Origin of the sequence: Streptomyces sp. NPDC057939, assembly GCF_042887545.1 — a bacterium.
Classification (GTDB): Bacteria; Actinomycetota; Actinomycetes; order Streptomycetales; family Streptomycetaceae; genus Streptomyces.
On sequence record NZ_JBHVPG010000068.1, the window covers coordinates 1 to 19692 of the forward strand.

Genomic DNA, 19692 nt, shown 5'->3' on the forward strand with positions numbered 1-19692 from the left:
CCCCCTTCGTCGAGGCCACGGCCGGACGCGGCCGGGGCGCGCGGGCCGCGCCGACCGGCCGCCCCGGCGCTCCGGGCGGCCGGGCCGGGCTCCGCGCCCGCACGGACGGCGAGCCGCTCCGAGCCCCCCGGTGACCGCCGCGCGCCTCCCCGCGGCCCCGCGGTCGCTCGCATAAATGATCGCGACTGTTGTCGGAGCCGACGGGTAGGCTCGATACCAAGATGACCGAAGAACTCTCTCCCGCCGAGCGGTACGCCGCTGCCCGGATCCGCGCCGCCGAAGAAGCCACCGCGCTGGCACCCTTCCGCGAGATGTACGAATTCGACCTGGATCCGTACCAGGTCGAGGCCTGCAAGGCACTGGAGGCGGGCAAGGGCGTCCTGGTGGCCGCCCCGACCGGCTCGGGCAAGACCATCGTCGGCGAGTTCGCCGTGCACCTGGCCCTCCAACAGGGCCGCAAGTGCTTCTACACGACGCCCATCAAGGCCCTGTCGAACCAGAAGTACGCCGACCTCGTCAAGCGCTACGGCGCGGACAAGGTGGGCCTGCTGACGGGTGACAACAGCGTCAACTCCGACGCCCCCGTGGTCGTGATGACCACCGAGGTGCTCCGCAACATGCTCTACGCGGGCTCGCAGGCACTGCGCGGCCTCGGACACGTCGTCATGGACGAGGTGCACTACCTCTCCGACCGGTTCCGCGGAGCCGTCTGGGAGGAAGTGATCATCCACCTCCCCGAGTCGGTGACCCTGGTCTCCCTGTCCGCGACCGTCTCCAACGCGGAGGAGTTCGGCGACTGGCTCGACACCGTGCGCGGCGACACCGAGGTCATCGTCTCCGAGGAGCGGCCCGTACCGCTGTGGCAGCACGTCATGGCGGGCCGTCGGGTCTACGACCTCTTCGAGGAGGAGTCCGACCACGGCGGCCGCGGCTCCGGCCGCCGCGAGGTCAACCCCGACCTGCTGCGGATGGCCCGCGAGGAGAACAGCCGCACCTACAACCCCAAGGACCGCCGGCGCGGCAAGATGGTCCGCGAGGCCGACCGCGAGCGCGAACGCCGCTCCCGCAGCCGGATCTGGACCCCGGCCCGCCCCGAGGTCATCGGGCGGCTGGAGAACGACAACCTGCTGCCGGCCATCAACTTCATCTTCAGCCGGGCGGGCTGCGAGGCCGCCGTCCAGCAGTGCCTGTACGCGGGCCTGCGGCTCAACGACGACTCCGCGCGCCTGAAGGTCCGTGAGATCGTCGAGGAGCGGACCTCCTCCATCCCCACCGAGGACCTGCACGTCCTCGGCTACTACGAGTGGCTCGAAGGCCTGGAGCGGGGCATCGCCGCGCACCACGCGGGCATGCTGCCCACCTTCAAGGAGGTCGTCGAGGAACTGTTCGTACGCGGCCTCGTCAAGGCCGTCTTCGCCACCGAGACCCTCGCCCTGGGCATCAACATGCCCGCGCGCACGGTCATCCTGGAGAAGCTCGTCAAGTGGAACGGCGAGCAGCACGCCGACATCACCCCCGGCGAGTACACGCAGCTGACCGGCCGGGCCGGGCGGCGCGGCATCGACGTCGAGGGCCACGCGGTGGTGCTGTGGCAGCGGGGCATGGACCCGGTGGCACTGGCCGGCCTGGCGGGTACCCGTACGTATCCGCTGCGTTCCAGCTTCAGGCCCTCCTACAACATGGCCGTCAACCTGGTCAGCCAGTTCGGCCGGCACCGCTCGCGCGAGCTGCTGGAGACCTCCTTCGCGCAGTTCCAGGCCGACCGGTCCGTCGTCGGCATCTCCAAGCAGGTGCAGCGCAACGAGGAGGGCCTGGAGGGCTACCAGGAGGGCATGACCTGCCACCTGGGCGATTTCGAGGAGTACGCGGGCCTGCGCCGCGACCTCAAGGACCGCGAGACCGACCTGGCCAAGCAGGGCGCGGCGCAGCGCCGGGCGCAGGCGGCCGGTTCGCTGGAGAAGCTCAAGCCGGGCGACATCATCCACGTGCCGAGCGGCAAGTTCGCCGGGCTGGCGCTCGTCCTGGACCCGGGCGTGCCGGCCGGGCGGGTCAACGGGCACCGCGGGCACGAGTACACCGAGGGGCCCCGGCCGCTGGTGCTCACCGCCGAGCGGCAGGTCAAGCGGCTCGCCGCGATCGACTTCCCGGTGCCGGTGGAGCCGCTGGACCGGATGCGGATCCCCAAGTCCTTCAACGCCCGCTCCCCGCAGTCCCGTCGGGACCTGGCCTCGCAACTGCGGACCAAGGCCGGCGACTTCAGGCCCGGACGCGCGCCCCGCGGGCGGGCCGCGGCGGCCGACGACCGTGAGATCGCCCGACTGCGCGCCGAGCTGCGGGCCCACCCCTGCCACGGCTGCGACGAGCGCGAGGACCACGCCCGTTGGGCGGAGCGCTACCACCGGCTCAAGCGCGACACCCAGCAGCTGGAGCGGCGCATCGAGGGCCGGACGAACACCATCGCCCGCACCTTCGACCGGATCCACGCGCTGCTCACCGAGCTGGACTACCTGCGCGAGGACGAGGTGACCGTGCACGGCAAGCGGCTCGCCCGGCTCTACGGCGAGCTCGACCTGCTGGCCTCGGAGTGCCTGCGCGAAGGGGTCTGGGAAGGCCTGAGTCCGGCCGAACTGGCCGCCTGCGTGTCGGCTTTGGTCTTCGAATCGCGGCAGGCCGACGACGCGGTGACGCCGAAGGTGCCGGGCGGCGCGGCGAAGGCGGCGCTGGGCGAGATGGTTCGCATCTGGGGCCGGCTCGACGCGCTGGAGGAGGAACACCGCATCAACCAGACGGAGGGCGTGGGCCAGCGCGAGCCGGACCTCGGCTTCGCCTGGGCCGCCTACCAATGGGCGTCCGACAAGAGCCTGGACGAGGTGCTGCGCGAGGCGGAGATGCCGGCCGGGGACTTCGTCCGCTGGTGCAAGCAGGTCATCGACGTCCTCGGGCAGATCGCGGCGGCGGCGCCGTCGTCCTCCGCCCCGCCGTCCTCGGCCGGTGGGAGCACGGTGGCGCGAAATGCCCGTAAGGCCGTGGACGCACTGCTTCGGGGTGTAGTGGCCTACAGCTCGGTCGGCTAGGCGCTTTTGGGGCTTCCTCCTAGACCCGTCATGGCCGGATCTCATCTCTTGCCATGATCGATTCGTCGTGTCCTGTGCGACGATCGGCGCATGAGTGCGGGAACGGACGAAGGACCGAGACGGGTCGGTCGGCCACGCGCCGACCAGTTGAGACCGGACACCGGCCGGCCGCCGCGCGAGGAACTCCTGAGCGCGGCGGCCGAGCTGTTCACGGTGCGGGGGTACGGGGCCACCACCACGCGGGCGGTCGCCGAACGGGCCGGGATGCGGCAGGCCACGATGTACCACTACTTCAGCGGCAAGGAGGAACTCCTCGCCGAGCTCCTGGAGTCAACGGTCGCACCCTCCCTGGTGCTGTCCCGGCGGCTCCTCGCCGAGACCGGCCGGCCGGCCGCCCGGCGACTGTGGGAGCTGTGCCGTTCGGACGTCCTGCTGCTGTGCGGGGGACCGCACAACCTGGGCGCCCTCTACCTGCTCCCCGAACTGCGCGGGCCGCGCTTCGGGCAGTTCCGCGGGATGCGGGCCGAACTGCGCGACACCTACCGGACCTTGCTCAAGGGGACCTCCGTCGGCACCGAACTGGCCGGGGACAAGGCCGGACTGACACTGCGCAACGACCTCGTCTTCGGGCTGATCGAGGGCGTCATGCTGATCCACCGCTCCGACCCGGCCCGCCCGCCCGCCGCGTTCGCGGAGGCCGCGGCCGACGCCGCGCTGCGCATCGCGGGAGTGGCGGAACCGGGCCGGGGCGTTCGGTGACGGGTATCGGGGTCGGTCGTCAGGGGGACGCCGGGTCCGTTTCCCAGCCGGCCAGGTCGTCCCAGGCCCTGAGGGCGAGGCCGGTCTCCAGGTCGTGGGCGAGGCCCGTCACCGGGTCGGTGAAGGCGAGGGTCCGCGCCAGCAGCTGGAGCGGGCGGCGGTAGTCGGCCGGCTCGACGGGCTCCGCGACCACCGGGTAGACGGGGTCGCCGAGGATGGGCAGGCCCAGGGAGTTCATGTGCACCCGCAGTTGGTGGGTGCGGCCGGTGTGCGGGGTCAGTCGGTAGCGGCCCAGGCCCGCCCGGACGTCCGTGAGCTCGACCAGGCTCTCGGCGTTGGGCTCGGCGCCCGGGACCTCGGTCGCCGCCATGACGCCGCGGACCTTCTCGATGTGGCTGCGGACCGTGCGGGGCAGTTCCACCGCCGGGTCGTGGACCGCGAGGGCCTCGTACTCCTTGCGGACCCGCCGGTTCTGGAACAACAACTGGTAGGCGCCCCGGTCCTCGGGCCGGATGCTGAACATCACCAGCCCCGCCGTCATCCGGTCCAGCCGGTGCGCCGGGCTCAGCGTCGGCAGGTCCAGTTCCTGGCGCAGTCGGGCCAGGGCGGTCTGGAAGACGTGGCTGCCGCGCGGGGTCGTCGCCAGGAAGTGCGGCTTGTCCACCACCAGCAGATGGGCGTCCCGGTACACGACACGGATCGGGAACGGCACCGGCGGCTCGGCCGGCATGTCCCGGTGGAAGAAGATCCAGCCGCCCGGCTCGTACGGGTCCTGCGGTCGCAGCACCCGGCCGTCCGGACCCACGACCCGGCCCGCCGCGAGGAGCCGCGCCATCGACTCGGCGCCGCGGGTGCCGGCGTAGCGCTCGGCCAGGTACGCGCCGAGGGCCGGCCACCGGCCCTCCCGGTCGGGGGGCAGCCGTAGCCGGACCGGGTCGATGCCGGAGAGCTGGGGCAGGGGCGAGGGCGGCACGTGGGATCTGCGGGTCATCAGGGACCAGGGTAGGCGGCTATTTCCGGGTGAAGGTGCCCAGGTGGTTCTCGTCCAGGTACTCGACGCGGACGGTGCCGTCGGCGAAGGTGACCCCGGTGCGGCCGACGGCGTTCTCGCCGGAGGTCACGAAGCTGAAGGTGTCCCCGTCGTAGTGCGTCAGCGGGAAGCGCTTCGGGCCCGGGCCGAGGGAGAGGGTGAGGCCCTTGCCGTTGCCCTGTTCCCCGCCGTCGGCGGTGACGGTGAGCGGGCCGTAGAACGGATTGTCGTACGTGCCGGTGTACGCGGCGGCGTCGCGGGCCGGACGGGCGCCGGCCGGCGGTCGCGCGTAGTCGGTGTCGGAGCGGTTCGCGTTCTCCGCCTGCGCGTACAGGGAGGCGGCCAGTGCCAGCCAGTCGGCGCTCGGCCTGCCGTGTTCGGCGGTGTCGAAGAAGTCCAGGGCGACCGCGTCGGCGAGGCCGACGGGAGCGCCGTTGGTCAGGACGACGATGCCGAGCTGCTCCAGGGGGAGCAGGGTGACGTTGGAGTTGGCGCCGAGGTCGAAGGCCCCGGAGTGGCTCAGGCGCAGCCGGCCCGCCTGGTCGTAGCCGACGTTCCAGCCGAGGCCGTAGAACTGCGGGGTGCCCTGGGGGGTCCGGTCCTGCGCGACGATCTCGGGGAGGTGGGTGCGGGCGAGCGCGTCGGCCGGGATGACGCGCTTGCCGTCGAGGGTGCCGCCGGAGAGCTGGAGGCGCAGCCAGCGGCCCATGTCGCGGGCCGTGGAACTGACCCCGCCGGCCGGGGCCTGGGCGTCGGCGTCACGGACGAAGCGCGGGCTCCAGGTGCCGTCGGGGTTCTTGACGTGGCCGTACGCGCGGTCGGGGGCGTTCGCGTAGGCGGAGAACCCGGTGCTGGTACGGGTCATCTCGGCGGGCTTGAACAGGGTGTCGTCACTGAGCTTCTGCCAACTGGTGCCGCGGTCGCGGGCGATGGCCTCGGCGGCGGCGGTGAGCCCGAAGTTGGTGTACGCGTAACTCGCGCGGAAGGGGGTCAGCGGCTCGAAGCGCAGGTGGTCCAGGATGTACGGCTGCTCGTAACCGAGGTCCTCCAGGAGGTCCCCGGCGTGGTCGGGGAGGCCGCTGCGGTGCGAGAACAGGTCGGCGGCGGTGACGTGGGAGGTGACCCAGGGGTCCTTGAGGGCGAAGCCGGGCAGGGTCCGTCCGAGGGGCGTGTCCCACGCGTCGGGGGAGGCCAGTGCGCCGGCCACGACGGTGGAGGAGATCGGCTTCGAGAGGGACGCCAGCTGGAAGACCGTGTCGGGGTCGACCTTCGCGCCCTCGCCGGTCCGGCGGATGCCGTAGCCCTGGAGGTGGACGACCTTGTCCCGGTGGACCACGACCACCGAGACGCCGGGAACGCCGGTGCTGCGCATGGCGTCCCCGACCGTCGTGTCGAGGCGGGCGACCGCGCCGGCGACGTCGGCGTCGGTGAGGAGCGGCTTGGGCGCGGGGGGCGGCGTCGGGGCCGCCGGCGCCGCCGCCGCGGAACCCGTGGCGACGAGGACGAACGCGGCCCCGGCCAGCCCGACCGTGCGGAGCGTACGCATGCGGACATTGTCCCGCCGAACGGGCGGTCCCGCCCTCCGGCGGCTGCGGGACCGGTGTCCGGCGGCTGCGGGGGCGGGACCGGTTCGGCTCGGGGACCCGGGTGGGGAAAGGTTCCCTCAGGCGGCGGCGCGGGGGCGGACGTCCTGTTCGGCCTCCACCGAGGCGTTCCAGTCCCGCTTGATCGCGCGCCAGCCCTCGTCCGTCTCGCCCTGGCGCCAGTAGCCCGAGATCGACAGGCGCTCCCGCGGGACGCCCCGGTCGAGGCGCAGGTGGCGGCGGAGTTCCTTCACGAAGCCGGCCTCGCCGTGGACGAAGGCCTGCACGTCACCGGAGGGGAACACGAGGGAGGTGATCGCCTCGACGAGGGCCGCGCCCACGGGGCGGTCGCCGCGGTGCAGCCACACCGGCACGACCCCGTCCGGGGTGGCGAACTTCTGCTCGTCGGCCGGCCCGTCGATCTCCACGAAGGCGTGGACGCGCGCGCCCACCGGCATCCGCTCCATCGCGGCGGCGATCGCCGGCAGGGCGCTCTCGTCACCGGCCAGGAGGTGCCAGCCGGCGGCCGGGTCGGGTGCGTAGGCCCCGCCGGGGCCGAGGAAGTGCACCGTCTCGCCGGGCTGGACGCGGGCCGCCCACGGACCGGCCAGGCCCTCGTCGCCGTGGACGACGAAGTCCAAGGTCAACTCCAGGTGCGCCGGATCCCAGTGGCGGACCGTGTACGCGCGCTGGCGCGGCCAGAACTCGCGGTGGTGGGTGGAGCGGATCCGCTCCAGGTCCCAGGGCTCCGCATAGCGCACGCCCTCGGGTGCGAACAGCAGCTTCACGTAGTGGTCGGTGTACACACCCGCGTCGAAGCCCGACAGTCCGTCACCGCCCAGCACGATCCGGACCATGTGCGGCGTCAGCCGCTCGGTCCGTACGACCACTGCGGTGCCGACAGTGCGGGCGCGTCCTTCTGCCACGGCGTCTCCCTGAACTCCCCTGAAACTTAGGATTACCTAAGTTAGCACCTCATGCGAGCAGTGCGCTGCTCAGCCGCGAGATCGCTCCGCCCAGACCCCACCGATGGGCGAGTGCGTCGACGACCTCGGGCTGCGCGGGAACCCTTGGCAGCGCCGGGTCGAAGGGGGGAAGAGGGACGTCCGAGGCCACCTGGACGACCTTCGGGGCCACCGCCAGATACGGGCGGGATTCATCGAGCCGCTTACGCTGTGTGGGGGTCAGTTTCGACTTCGGGTCGTCGATCGCGGCGATGATCCCGGCCAGGTCCCCGTAGGCGTCCAGCAGCTTGGCGGCCGTCTTCTCGCCGACGCCGGGAACGCCCGGCAGGCCGTCGCTCGGGTCGCCGCGCAGCAGCGCCAGGTCCGCGTACCCGGCGCCGTCCACGCCGTACTTCTCGCGCAGCCACGCCTCGTCGGTCACCTGGAGCATCCCCACGCCCTTGAGCGGGTACAGGACGCGGCGCTGCCGTGCGTCGTCGACCAGTTGGTAGAGGTCGCGGTCGCCGGTGACGATGTCCACCGGGCCGGTCGCACGGGCCGTGAGCGTGCCGATCACGTCGTCCGCCTCGTATCCGGCGACTCCGACGCGGGCGATGCCGAACGCGTCCAGCGCCGCTTCGATGATCGGCACCTGGGGGGCGAGGGTGTCCGGGGTCTCCTCCACGTCGGGGCCGGACTCGGTCTCCTCCGCGACCCGGTGCGCCTTGTAGGAGGGGATCAACTCCACCCGCCAGTGCGGCCGCCAGTCGGCGTCCATGCAGGCCACCAGATCGTCGGGGTGGTGGTCCTGGACCAGTCGGCCGATGAAGTCGAGCAGCCCGCGTACGGCGTTGACCGGGGTGCCGTCGGGGGCCTTCACGGAGTCCGGAACGCCGAAGTAGGCGCGGTAGTAGAGGGAAGCGGTGTCGAGGAGCATCAGGCGTCGTGTCGTCACACGGACGATGATGCCGCACCCGACCCGACGGCCCGCGGGTCACCCGGGGTGATCGATTCGTCACTCCAACAGTTGTCCCGCCGCGCGCGTCCGCGATCTTTCCCGGAGGGTGTGACCACTGGCAGGACGTTCTGCCCGCCCGGCCCCCCGTACGAGGAGTTTCGGACGCCCATGCATGTCGTCACCGCTCTCCCGGTCGAGCGCCCGACCGCCGTCCATCCCGATTCCCCCACCAGCTGCCGCCGAGTCACCCCGATGGCTGGGCGCGGGAGTTGGGGGCCGGGCCGGTACCGCCGCTGACGGGTTCGATCCGGGTGGGCGGATCGGGTGGTTCGGGTGGGTGCTCCGGGTGGGCGGCTCGCGGGCCCGCTCGGTGGGGTCGTCAGCCCGTTTGCCCGTCAGCCCGTCAGCCCGTCAGCCCGTCAGCTCGTCCGCGCGTCTGCCCGTCAGCCCGTCGGTGCGTCGGGTCGTCGGTTCGTCCGCTCGTGTCCGTCAGTCCGTTGGCCCCACCGCCTGGTGGCCCTCCGCCCGTCGCCCGTCCGCTCGTTCCGTCGGCCCCCGGGGGTCGACCCGGTCGGGGCGCGGGTGTCTTCCCCCTGCGGCGCCCCCGTCGCGCCCTCCGTCGTCAATCAGCCAGGAGCCCCCATGGACGCAGCCCCGCCCTTCGGCCCCGCCCGCAGATCCGTCCTGGTGGCCGGGGCCGCCACCGCCGCGCTCACCGCGTGCCCCTGGGCCGCCTCCGCGGCCGCCCCCGCCGTCCTCCCCGGCGCCCCGGCCGCGGTTCCGGCCGGGCGGACCCCGGCCGCGGCCGCCGTCGAGCTGCCGCTGCGCGGCGACCGCGACACCCAGGGCGACGTCCTGGCGGGGTCCCGCAAGGACCACGCCTGCCTGTTGCTCCTGCACTTCCGCAGCGGCCCCCTGGCCCGCCGCTGGCTCGGCCGGCTGCTGCCCGACATCTCCACCACCGAGGAGATGGCCCGCTTCAACGCCGCCTTCAGCGCCGCGCGGGTGAAGGCCGGTGGCACCGATCCCACCTCCCTGTCGGCGCTGTGGACGAGCCTCTCCCTCACCCACCCCGGCCTGCGTCTGCTCGCCGGGCGCGACCCCTTCCCCGCCCTGCCCGCCGGCGGCACCGCCGAGGCGTTCAGCCAGGGTGCCGCCCGCCGCGCCGAGGCCCTCGGCGACACCGGCGCCAGTGCCCCGGACTCCTGGCTGTTCGGCGCCGAGGATCCCGGCCGGGCCGTCCACGCCGTCCTCGGCCTGGCCGCCGACGAACCCGGCCGGCTGGCCGAGGCCGTCGCCCGGCACCGGGACGCGGTCCGGGCGGCCGGCGGAACGGTCGTGTTCCGGCAGGACGGGGCGACCCTGACCGGGGCCCTGCGCGGGCACGAGCACTTCGGGTTCGCCGACGGCATCAGCCAGCCCGGCGTACGGGGCTTCGACGAGCCCGACCCGGCCGGCGCGGCCACCGTGCTCGGGAAGCCCGGCACCCGGATCGTGCCGGCCGGGGAGTTCCTCGTCGGGCAGGAGAAGGTGGGGCAGCGGCCCGCCGGGCTGCCCGCCTGGGCCACCGGGGGCTCCTTCCAGGTGGTCCGCCGGCTCGCCCAGGACGTGCCCGGCTGGTGGGACCAGACCGGAGAGCGGCTCGCGGAACTGAAGAAGGCCGGTGCCGCGCCGCCCGAGGCGACCTCGACCTGGCTCGCCGCCCGCATGGTGGGCCGTTGGCCCGGCGGCACCCCCATCGCCGGCTGCCCCGCCGCCGAGAAGCCCGGCCCGCCGGGACGCGACCCCGACGCCGACCTCACGTACGGGGACGACCCGCAGGGCTGGCTCACCCCGCTCTTCGCGCACATCCGCAAGGGCAACCCGCGCGACGGCCTCGTCACCGTCCCCGGCCGTCCCCCGCTGGCCGCCGCGGAACTCGACGGGCGCCGCGTCATCCGCCGCGGCATCCCGTACGGGCCCGCCTACGACCCCGCGGCGCCGAAGGGCAGCCCCGGCGGTCCGGACACCCCGCGCGGCCTGCTGTTCATCGGCTACCAGGCCGACCTCGTCCAGCAGTTCGAGTTCATCGCCAAGCGGTGGATCAACGACGTCGACTTCCCGCCCGGCCGCAACCCCCGCGTCGGCGCCGACCCCGTGCTCGGGCCCGAGTCGCCGGTCGCCTTCGAGACGCCCTCCGACAGCGGCGGCCGGGCCACCACCCTCAAGTTCGGCCGGTTCGTCCGCACCGAGGGAGCCCTCTACGCCTTCACCCCCTCCCTCACCACCCTGCGCCGCCTCGCCGACGGCGACCTCGACGCCTCCATCGAGGTCCACCCCGGCACCGTCCTGCGCGTCGGGGACGTCCTCGACGCGGGCGACGCCCGCCTCGCGTTCGGCGCCGACGGCGACCTCGTCCTGCTGGACCCCGACGGCGGCCGCCCCTGGAGCGCGGGCACCGCGGGCAGCGGCCACGACGCGCACTTCTCCCGCGACGGGGAGCTGAGCGTGCGCGACGACGCCGCCCGCACGGTGTGGAGCAGCGGCACCGGCGGCCACCCCGGCGCCCGGCTGCTGGTCCGCCCGGAGGGCGACGTCGTGATCGTCGACGGCGACCGCGTGCTGTGGAGGGCCCCCGGCGGCCACGCGGGGTGACCGGGAGGATACGGGATGCTGCCCGGGGCGGGGTCCCGTACGTCCTTGCACGCGAATCCGGGGTCGGTTGCTGCGTAAGGTGCTTACAGCACACCGATGTGCGATGAGGACAGGGGAGGGCAGCCCCGAAATGAACGACAAGGAAGACGGAAACATCGCGGACGGCACGGGCGGCGGGAACTTCGGGAACGGTCCCGCCGCCGGAAGCGACAAGGAGAAGGACTCCAAGGAACCGCTGCGGGTGGGAGTGGCCGTCCGCAAGCGGCGCCGTGCCCTGCACCTGACCCTCGCCGCCGTGTCGGCGCGCAGCGGTCTGTCGGTGCCCTTCCTGAGTCAGATAGAGAACGAGCGCGCCCGCCCCAGCATGCGGTCCCTGGAGCGGGTCGCCGACGCACTGGAGACCACCGCGGTCGAGCTGCTGGCCGCCTCCGACACCGCGCGCACCGTGGACCTCGTGCGCGCCGGCGACGATTCGGCCCTCACCCCGGTGCCCGGCGTACGGCCGCTCGTCCGCGGACACCACCAGCTGCACGCGCTGGAGTTCACCGGCGAGCAGGACGCAGGCCGCGAGTACCAGCACCGCAACGACGAGCTGATGTACGTGGTCTCCGGCGCCTGCCAGGTGGAGGCGGAGGGGCGGGCCTACCGACTGGAGAGCGGAGACGCCCTCTTCCTGTCGGGCGGGGTGCGCCACCGCTGGCGGGCCACCGGGGAGGACACCCGGATCCTGGTCGTCGCGGTCGGCGACCACATCCACGCCACGTCCGAGCCCCCGTCACCGGGGCACTGATCCCGTGCGCGTCGTCTCGCTCGTGCCCTCGCTGACCGAGGCGGTCGCGGTCAGCGCCCCCGGCCTGCTGGTCGGGGTGACCGACTGGTGCACGCACCCGGCCGACCTCGGGGGCGCCGTGCGGATCGGGGGGACGAAGAACCCGGACGTACCGGCGGTCCTGGGGCTGCGCCCCGACCTGGTCATCGCCAACGAGGAGGAGAACCGGGCCCCCGATCTGGCGGCGCTGCGCGAGGCCGGGGTGGAGGTGCTGGTCACCGAGGTGCGGGACCTCCCGCAGGCGCTGGCCGAACTGGACCGGGTCCTCGTGGGGGCGCTGGGGCTGGAGCGGCCCGGCTGGCTGACGGACGCCGCCGGGGCCTGGGCGCGGGCGGAGCCGATGGGCGGGCTCGCCGCGGTCGTGCCGATCTGGCGCAGGCCCTGGATGGTGCTGGGCCGGGACACCTTCGCCGGGGACCTGCTGGCCCGCCTCGGTGTGCGCAACGTCCACGCCGGGCACGCCGAGCGGTATCCGAGGATGTCGGTGGCCGAGGCGGCGGCCGGCTGCGACCTGGTCGTCCTGCCCGACGAGCCCTACCGGTTCACCGCCGGGGACGGGCCGGAGGCGTTCCCGGGCCTGCCCGCCGCGCTGGTCAGCGGCCGCCACCTGACCTGGTACGGGCCTTCGCTGGCCGAGGCCCCGGCGGTGCTGGCGGCGGCCCTGGGGGCGGCGGTGCGCTGAGCGTCGGCCGTGTTCGCGCGGGGCGGGCGTTCAGCGGGGCGCGGCGAGCAGCCGGCCGGTGAACAGGCCGCGCAGGGTGTGCCCGGCGGCGAGCAGCCAGGCGACGAGGAGGCCGACGAACAGGGCCGCGGCCAGCCAGGAGAAGGCGGTCAGGCCGGTGTGGCGGGCGAGGCCGGCGGCGCCGGTGACGCAGGTCCCGACGGGGAACGTCAGCGCCCACCAGGTCATCGCGAAGGGCATCCCGGCGCGGGCGGCGCGGACCAGCATCGCCGACGCGAGGGCCAGCCACAGCAGGGCGAAGCCCATGACGGGGACCCCGTAGACGACCGCGAAGGCGCCGAACGCTCCGGCGTACGGGCCCTGGACGGCCCCCGGAGCCACGTCGGCGAGCTGGTTGACGGCGGTGACGGACTGGCCGAGGGGGCCCAGGACGAGGAACAGGGCGGGGGTCAGGGTCAGCGGCAGGGGGCCGCCGACGATCAGCCGGCCGAGGATCAGGGGGAGCAGCATCAGGGTCGCCAGCAGGCTGACGCCGAACATGGCGTAGCAGGCGAGCAGCATGGCCTCGCGGGGCTGGCCCGCGGGGAGGTGGGGTATCAGCAGCGGGCCCACGGCGGCGGAGACCATCGGGGCGACCACGGGCAGCAGCCACACGGGAGTGGCCTGGGACGGCCGGACCTCGTGGCGGACCACCATCAGGTAGGGCACGACGACGGCCATGACCAGGCCGATCGCGGTTCCGGTGGAGAACAGCACGATGTCGGTGGCGAGTGCGGCGCGTTCCCCGATGAGGTCCCGGCCGACGGTCAGGGTGCCCGCGCCGACGGCCAGCAGGGCCATCGAGAGGCAGCCGTAGAAGGGTGCGACGGCCGGATCGAGCAGGTGGGCCCGGGCCTGGTCGCGGTGGTGCATCCAGTGCCCGGCGCGGGCGGCGAGCAGGACGACCAGGGCCACGGCGGACAGCGCCCACATCAGCTGGCAGACCGTGCGCTGGCCGGGCAGCTGGTACGGCAGGGACGCGCCGGCGTTGGCGATGATGGCCGTACCCATCACGGAGGCGTACCAGTTGGGGCCGAGGTGTCGCAGGGCCGGGGCCTTGTGGGTCCGGGGAGCGGTCGTGACACGGGTGGTGCCGCTGGTGCCAGTAGTGCCGGTGGCGCGGGTCGGCGCGAGGGTGGTGGCCATGGGTCCAGCCTCGTCCCGGTGGGCGGGGGCGGGCAGAGGTCGCATTCCTATGAGGCCATAAACTGATGTTATGGGTAACGACGAGTGGGTTCCGCTGGCGCACCGAGTGCCGGACCTCGGCGCGCTGGAACTGCTGCTCGCGGTCGCACGCGTCGGCAGCCTGAGCGGCGCGGCGCGCCGGCTGGGCATCACCCAGCCCGCCGCGAGCAGCCGGATCCGGGCGATGGAGACCAGGCTGGGCGTGGCGCTCGTCGACAGGTCCCCGCGCGGCTCCACCCTCACCGCCGAGGGCGCGCTGGTGACGGACTGGGCCCGGCGCGTGGTGGAGGCGGCCGAGGCCTTCGACGCGGGGGCGCAGGCGCTACGGGGCCGCCGCGACTCGCGGCTGCGGGTGGCGGCCAGCATGACCATCGCGGAGTACCTGCTGCCCGGGTGGCTGATCGCCCTGCGCGGGGAGCGGCCCGGGACGGCGGTGTCGCTGCACGCCGGCAACTCGGCGGACGTCGCGCAGCGGGTCCTCGCGCACGACGCGGACCTCGGCTTCGTGGAGGGTCTGTTCGTTGCGGAGGGCCTGGACTCGGCGGTCATCGCGCAGGACCGGCTCGTCGTGGCGGTGGCGCCCTCGCACCCGTGGGCGCGGCGCACCCGGGCGGTGGCGGCGGCGGAGCTGGCGCAGACCCCGCTGATCCTGCGGGAGCGGGGCTCGGGCACCCGGCAGGTGCTCGACGCCGCGCTGGCGGGATGCGGGGGGCTGGCGGAGCCCCTGCTGGAGCTGGCGTCGACCACGGCCGTGAAGGCGGCCGCCGTGAGCGGCGCCGGGCCGTGCGTGCTGTCGGAGCTCGCGCTGGGGGACGAGCTCGCCGGCCGCCGACTGGTGGCCGTGCCCGTCGCCGGCGCCGACCTGGGCCGGGCCCTGCGCGCGGTGTGGCCCACCGGCAACCGCCCGGCGGGCCCGGCCCGGGACCTGCTGTCCCTGACCCGGGCCCGACCGTAGGCCCCTGCGAATCGGCCCCCGGGCCGGCCTGACCCCACCCGACCCCCGCGGGCGGGCACCGGGTCCCGCCCCGCCGGCGGAGCGCCCGGGTGCCTCCGGTACGAGGGCCCCGCCGAGGCGCCGAGGCGCCGCGGGGCACGCGCCGGGCCCGGACGGGCCGTCGGGCGCGTCATCGAACTCCCGTCCGCCTCCCGGTGTCCGGCACGGGCCCTGGCCGCACCGGACGGAAGCCCGAGTGCGGGCCGGTGCACCGGCTTCCGCCCGCCCCGCCGGGAGCTCGCGCCGGACACCGTGCGGCCGTCCTCCGGGCGGTGACCGGAGGACGGTGGCGGGCTCTACCGGGCGGTGGCGCCCGTGAGGGCGTACGGGGTGCGGGCGGCGGCCGCTTCGATCAGGGCTGCCATCACCCGGGTGTCCTTGTCGCGCTCCGGATGCCACTGCACGCCGACCACCCACGGGGCGGGGTCGGGGAGTTCGATCGCCTCCACCGTGCCGTCCAGGGCGTACGCCGAGACGACCAGGTCCCGGCCCAGCCGGTCCACCGCCTGGTGGTGGTAGGTGGGCACCTCCGCCTCCTCCGGGACGAGCGCCGCGTAGCGGGTGCCGGCGACCGGGCGGACCGGGTGCCATCCGGTGACGCCCGGGGTGTGCACGTGTCCGTCGATGTGCTGGACCAGGGTCCCGCCCAGGACGACGTTCAGCGCCTGCATGCCCCGGCAGATCCCCAGCACCGGGGTGCCGGAGTCCAGGGCCGCCGCGAGCAGGGCCAGCTCCCACGCGTCGCGCACCGTCGCCGGGGCGCCGGTGCGCGGGTCGCGCGGGGCCCCGTAGTGAACGGGGTCCACGTCGGGGCCGCCCGCGACGACCAGGCCGTCCACCCGCTCCAGGACCTCCGCCGCCCGCCCCGGTTCGTCCGGCGGCAGCAGGACGGCCGCGCCGCCCGCCGCCTGGACGAGCGCGTGGTAGTCGGCGGGGACGAGGGACGCGGGCAGATCCCACACGCCGTAGCGGGTGGACTCCTCCACGTACGTGGTGATGCCGATGAGCGGCCTGGGCACGGGCTTACCTCCGGTGGTGGTGCCGAACGGTGGGGCTCAGTGGGGGGCGGGATGGGCTCGGGAGCCGACGGGGCTCAGGATTTCAGTCGCGGGTCAACTCCGCCTCGGCTTCCGCCAGCGCGGCGAACTCCTCCTCCGGCGCCGACGCGACCAGATGGTGCCGGCTGTAGAAGGCGAAGTAGGCGAGGGCGACGGCGTAGACGCCGAGCGCGATGAACGCCGCGTCCTTGTCCACCAGGAAGGTGGCGACCAGGGCCGACAGGGCCAGCACGAAGGCGACGGACGAGGTCAGCACGCCGCCCGGGGTCCGGTACGGGCGCTCCAGGCCCGGTTCCCGGCGGCGCAGCACGATGTGCGACAGGGCCATCAGGGCGTACGAGATCGTCGCGCCGAACACCGCGATGTTCAGCATGCGGGCGCCGTTGCCGGTGGCCGCCGCGAGGGCGAACCCGATCGCGCCGGGAATCACCAGACCGAGGTACGGGGCCTTGCGCTTCGAGGTGAGCGACAGGAAGCGCGGCAGGTACCCGGCGCGGGAGAGGGCGAACAGCTGGCGGGAACCGGCGTAGATGAGGGAGAAGAAGGAGGCCACCAGGCCCGCCAGCCCCGCGTAGTTCACGAACCGGCTCAGCGCGGTCGGTCCGCCGTCCCCCTCCAGCGCCACGACCAGCGGGTTGCCCGCGGTCCGTACGGCGTCGGAGCCCTGTGCGCCGGTGGCCGCGAAGAAGGTGATCAGGGCGAGCAGGGCGAGGACGCCCATGGAGATCGCGAGGGCCTTCGGCATCGAGCGGACCGGGTCCTTGGCCTCCTCGGCGGCCAGCGGCACGCCCTCGACGCCGAGGAAGAACCACATGCCGAACGGGAAGGCCGCCCAGATGCCGAGGACGCCGAACGGCAGCCAGGAACTCGCGCCGAACGCGCTCGTGTCCACCGCGATGTCGTCCAGCGAGGACGCGTCGAACTCGGTGAGGGCGCCGACCGCGAAGATCAGCAGCGCGGCCACGGCGATGGCGGTGACGACGAGGCTGAAGCGCAGGGCCTCGCCCACGCCCCACAGGTGGACACCGATGAAGACGACGAAGCAGCCGAGGTAGACCGGCCAACTGGAGGTCAGTCCGAACAGGCCCAGTGATTCGACGTAGTCACCGATGAAGATGACGATCGCCGCCGGGGCCAGGATGTACTCGATCAGGATGGCCGTGCCGGTCAGGAACCCGCCCCAGGGTCCCAGGGCCCGCCGGGCGAAGCCGTAGCCGCCGCCCGCCGTCGGCAGGATCGTGGACAGCTCGGCCAGGGAGAACACCAGGCACGCGTACATGACGCCCATCAGCACGGTGGCGATGGCGAGACCGCCGAAGCCGCCCTTGTCGAGGCCGACGTTCCAGCCGGAGAAGTCCCCGGAGACCACGTAGGCGACGCCGAGGCCGGTCAGCAGCAACCAGCCGGCGCTGCCACGGCGCAGGGTGCGGCGTTGCAGGTACTCGGCGTCCGCGCCGCCGGGGGAGCCCGAGCCGGGGGAGCCGGACCCGGCTGGTGTCTTGACGGGCACGGGTGCGATGTCGTCGGCCATGTGCGCTCCTGCCTAGGGCAATGGTTGTGAGGCGTACCTTTGCGTCAGGGGAGTGGAGCGCGCAAGACCCCTGCGTTAAACAGGGGTTACGAAAACCTCCCGGTCACTCCCGGTCACGGCGCGTGCGCGCGGCCCCGCCCCTCACGCGAGGAACCCGCGCAACAGGGCCGCCGTGCCGCAACAGTGCTCGCGCATCGCCGCGCGCGCCCCGTCGGCGTCGCCCTCCAGCACCGCCTCGACCAGGGCCGTGTGCTGCTGCTGCGAGTGTTCGAGGTTGCGCACCAGCAGCGGTATGCAGTCCAGCAGGTCGTTCACGCTCGCGCGGACGGCCGCGTACTGGGCCGTCAGCCTCGCGGAGCCGGCCAGCTCGCACAGGGTCAGGTGGAAGAGGGTGTCCTGGCGGCGGTAGTCGGGCAGCGGGGCGTCGTGGGTGGCGGCCAGGGCGCGCAGCAGCCGCTCGGAGCCCTCCTCGGTCAGCCCCTGCGAGGCGCACAGTCCGGCCGCGCCGACCTCCAGCACCTCGCGGAACCGCAGCACGTCCTCGATGTCCACCCCGGCGACCCGCCTGCGCAGCTCCTCCTCGGCGCCGCCCGCCGGGGTGTCGGGGCGGGCCAGGACGAACGTTCCGCCGTACCGGCCGCGCCGCGCCTCTACCAGGCCCTGGTCCTGGAGCACCTTCAACACCTCGCGCAGGGTGACCCGGCTGATCCCCATCCGTTCGGCCAGTTCCCGCTCCGGCGGGAGCCGTTCGCCGCCCGGCACCAGGCCCAGTCGGACGACCTGGAGGATCTGCTCCAGCGCCTCCTCGAAACCGTTGCCCGCCCGGACCTGCCGCAGCACCGGATTCAGCCGCGCGATCGAGCCACCCTCGCTCGCCGTGTCGGTCATCTCGGCTCCTCCCCTTCCCAAGCAATGGTTCTATTCAATACCTTAGGCCTCCTCGGCTCACCGAAGGAGAGATTCCAGTGGTAGACCGCAAGCCGCCGCTCGCGCCCGAGGAGCTCCGCGCCCTCGTCGCCAGCGGTGAGATCGACACCGTCGTCCTGGCCTTCCCCGACATGCAGGGACGGCTCCAGGGCAAGCGGTTCGCCGCACAGTTCTTCCTCGACGAGGTCCTCGCCCACGGCACGGAGGGCTGCAACTACCTCCTCGCCGTCGACACCGACATGAACACCGTCGACGGCTACGAGATGTCCTCCTGGGACCGGGGCTACGGCGACTTCGCCATGCACCCCGACCTCGCCACCCTGCGCCGCATCCCCTGGAACCCCGGCAGCGCCTTCATCCTCGCCGACCTGGCCTGGAGCGACGGCACACCCGTCGTCGCGGCGCCCCGGCAGATCCTGCGCCACCAGTTGGAGCGCCTCGCCGAGCTGGGCTACACCGCGATGGTCGGCACCGAGCTGGAGTTCATGGTCTTCCAGGACACCTACGAACAGGCCTGGAACGCCAACTACCGAGGCCTGACCCCCGCCAACCAGTACAACATCGACTACTCCGTCCTCGGCACCGGCCGCGTCGAACCCCTCCTGAGGCGCATCCGCAACGAGATGCAGGCCGCGGGACTCGTCGTCGAGTCCGCCAAGGGCGAGTGCAACCTCGGTCAGCACGAGATCGCCTTCCGCTACGACGAGGCGCTCACCACCTGCGACCAGCACGCCGTCTACAAGACCGGCGCCAAGGAGATCGCCGCCCAGGAGGGCGTCTCGCTCACCTTCATGGCCAAGTACGACGAGCGCGAGGGCAACTCCTGCCACATCCACCTCTCCCTGGCCGACGCCGACGGGCACAACGCGATGGCCGGTGACGGAGAGGGTGCCGAACGCGGGATGTCACCCGTGATGCGGCACTTCCTGGCCGGCCAGCTGGCCGCGCTGCGCGACTTCTCCCTTCTCTACGCCCCGAACATCAACTCGTACAAGCGTTTCCGCCCGGGATCCTTCGCCCCGACCGCGGTCGCCTGGGGCGTGGACAACCGGACCTGCGCCCTGCGCGTGGTCGGCCACGGCCGATCCATGCGCTTCGAGAACCGCCTCCCCGGCGGCGACGTCAACCCCTACCTCGCCGTCGCGGGCCTGGTCGCGGCCGGGCTGTACGGCATCGAGAACCGCCTGGAACTCCCCGAGTCCTGTCCGGGCAACGCCTACACCGCCGACTACGCGCACGTCCCCGCGACCCTGCGGGAGGCTGCGGAGCTCTGGGAGAACAGCGAGATCGCCAAGGCCGCCTTCGGCCCCGAAGTCGTGGCCCACTACCGGAACATGGCCCGCGTCGAACTCGACGCCTACGACTCCGCCGTCACCGACTGGGAACTGCGCCGCTCCTTCGAACGCCTGTAACCGGCCGCGGACCACGACACCACGCCCCGCGTCCCACACCCCGCACCCCACGC

At 73.6% G+C, this 19692-nt stretch carries 15 protein-coding genes; 7 read left to right on the plus strand and 8 right to left on the minus strand.

Annotation, left to right across the window (positions count from 1 at the left end; translation table 11 throughout):
• Nucleotides 1-221 precede the first annotated feature (221 nt).
• Both ACFVS6_RS38965 and ACFVS6_RS38970 read left to right on the plus strand, forming a co-directional pair.
• Entirely contained in the window at nucleotides 222-3074 is a 2853-nt protein-coding gene (locus ACFVS6_RS38965) for a DEAD/DEAH box helicase (RefSeq protein ID WP_389711275.1), read from the plus strand.
• A gap of 90 nt (nucleotides 3075-3164) precedes the next feature.
• Nucleotides 3165-3833 (plus strand): helix-turn-helix domain-containing protein, encoded by a 669-nt coding sequence (locus ACFVS6_RS38970; RefSeq protein WP_389711276.1) that lies wholly within the window; start codon nucleotides 3165-3167, stop codon nucleotides 3831-3833.
• Between the two features lie 19 nt (nucleotides 3834-3852).
• On the opposite strand, the gene ACFVS6_RS38975 is transcribed toward ACFVS6_RS38970, so the two are convergent.
• The 4 genes from ACFVS6_RS38975 to ACFVS6_RS38990 all read right to left on the minus strand — a co-directional run bounded on the left by ACFVS6_RS38975 (nucleotide 3853) and on the right by ACFVS6_RS38990 (nucleotide 8327).
• Complete coding sequence (locus ACFVS6_RS38975; protein ID WP_389711277.1) at nucleotides 3853-4824, minus strand: pseudouridine synthase; 972 nt, start codon at nucleotides 4822-4824, stop codon at nucleotides 3853-3855.
• Between the two features lie 19 nt (nucleotides 4825-4843).
• On the minus strand, nucleotides 4844-6409 hold the full coding sequence (locus tag ACFVS6_RS38980) for a serine hydrolase (RefSeq protein ID WP_389711278.1): 1566 nt from the start codon (nucleotides 6407-6409) through the stop codon (nucleotides 4844-4846).
• Between the two features lie 117 nt (nucleotides 6410-6526).
• On the minus strand, nucleotides 6527-7372 hold the full coding sequence (locus ACFVS6_RS38985; RefSeq protein ID WP_389711279.1) for a siderophore-interacting protein: 846 nt from the start codon (nucleotides 7370-7372) through the stop codon (nucleotides 6527-6529).
• Nucleotides 7373-7421: 49 nt separating this feature from the next.
• Nucleotides 7422-8327: a 5'-3' exonuclease H3TH domain-containing protein gene (locus tag ACFVS6_RS38990; RefSeq protein ID WP_389711300.1), complete on the minus strand. Its 906-nt coding sequence runs from the start codon at nucleotides 8325-8327 to the stop codon at nucleotides 7422-7424.
• A gap of 663 nt (nucleotides 8328-8990) precedes the next feature.
• On the opposite strand from ACFVS6_RS38990, the gene ACFVS6_RS38995 reads away from it, so the two are divergent.
• The 3 genes from ACFVS6_RS38995 to ACFVS6_RS39005 all read left to right on the plus strand — a co-directional run bounded on the left by ACFVS6_RS38995 (nucleotide 8991) and on the right by ACFVS6_RS39005 (nucleotide 12493).
• Nucleotides 8991-10982 carry a peroxidase gene (locus ACFVS6_RS38995; protein WP_389711280.1) on the plus strand — a complete coding sequence of 664 codons (1992 nt, stop codon included), beginning with the start codon at nucleotides 8991-8993 and terminating at the stop codon, nucleotides 10980-10982.
• Between the two features lie 130 nt (nucleotides 10983-11112).
• On the plus strand, nucleotides 11113-11772 hold the full coding sequence (locus ACFVS6_RS39000; RefSeq protein WP_389711281.1) for a helix-turn-helix domain-containing protein: 660 nt from the start codon (nucleotides 11113-11115) through the stop codon (nucleotides 11770-11772).
• A gap of 4 nt (nucleotides 11773-11776) precedes the next feature.
• Entirely contained in the window at nucleotides 11777-12493 is a 717-nt protein-coding gene (locus ACFVS6_RS39005; protein ID WP_389711282.1) for a helical backbone metal receptor, read from the plus strand.
• A gap of 30 nt (nucleotides 12494-12523) precedes the next feature.
• Here the strand turns inward: ACFVS6_RS39005 and ACFVS6_RS39010 are convergent, their stop codons facing one another.
• Nucleotides 12524-13678 carry a TDT family transporter gene (locus tag ACFVS6_RS39010; protein WP_389711283.1) on the minus strand — a complete coding sequence of 385 codons (1155 nt, stop codon included), beginning with the start codon at nucleotides 13676-13678 and terminating at the stop codon, nucleotides 12524-12526.
• Nucleotides 13679-13748: 70 nt separating this feature from the next.
• Here ACFVS6_RS39010 and ACFVS6_RS39015 point away from each other — a divergent pair, with 70 nt between their 5' ends.
• A complete protein-coding gene (locus ACFVS6_RS39015) occupies nucleotides 13749-14672 on the plus strand; it encodes a LysR family transcriptional regulator (RefSeq protein ID WP_389711284.1) in 924 nt (307 codons plus the stop codon).
• A gap of 335 nt (nucleotides 14673-15007) precedes the next feature.
• On the opposite strand, the gene ACFVS6_RS39020 is transcribed toward ACFVS6_RS39015, so the two are convergent.
• The 3 genes from ACFVS6_RS39020 to ACFVS6_RS39030 all read right to left on the minus strand — a co-directional run bounded on the left by ACFVS6_RS39020 (nucleotide 15008) and on the right by ACFVS6_RS39030 (nucleotide 18188).
• A complete protein-coding gene (locus ACFVS6_RS39020; protein WP_389711285.1) occupies nucleotides 15008-15730 on the minus strand; it encodes a gamma-glutamyl-gamma-aminobutyrate hydrolase family protein in 723 nt (240 codons plus the stop codon).
• A gap of 82 nt (nucleotides 15731-15812) precedes the next feature.
• The gene (gene eat / locus ACFVS6_RS39025; RefSeq protein WP_389711286.1) at nucleotides 15813-17300 is read right to left on the minus strand and encodes an ethanolamine permease; all 1488 of its coding nucleotides are present in this window, start codon (nucleotides 17298-17300) and stop codon (nucleotides 15813-15815) included.
• A 141-nt stretch (nucleotides 17301-17441) separates the two neighbouring features.
• The gene (locus tag ACFVS6_RS39030; protein ID WP_389711287.1) at nucleotides 17442-18188 is read right to left on the minus strand and encodes a FadR/GntR family transcriptional regulator; all 747 of its coding nucleotides are present in this window, start codon (nucleotides 18186-18188) and stop codon (nucleotides 17442-17444) included.
• Nucleotides 18189-18265: 77 nt separating this feature from the next.
• Here ACFVS6_RS39030 and ACFVS6_RS39035 point away from each other — a divergent pair, with 77 nt between their 5' ends.
• Entirely contained in the window at nucleotides 18266-19639 is a 1374-nt protein-coding gene (locus ACFVS6_RS39035; protein ID WP_389711288.1) for a glutamine synthetase family protein, read from the plus strand.
• Nucleotides 19640-19692: the final 53 nt, after the last annotated feature.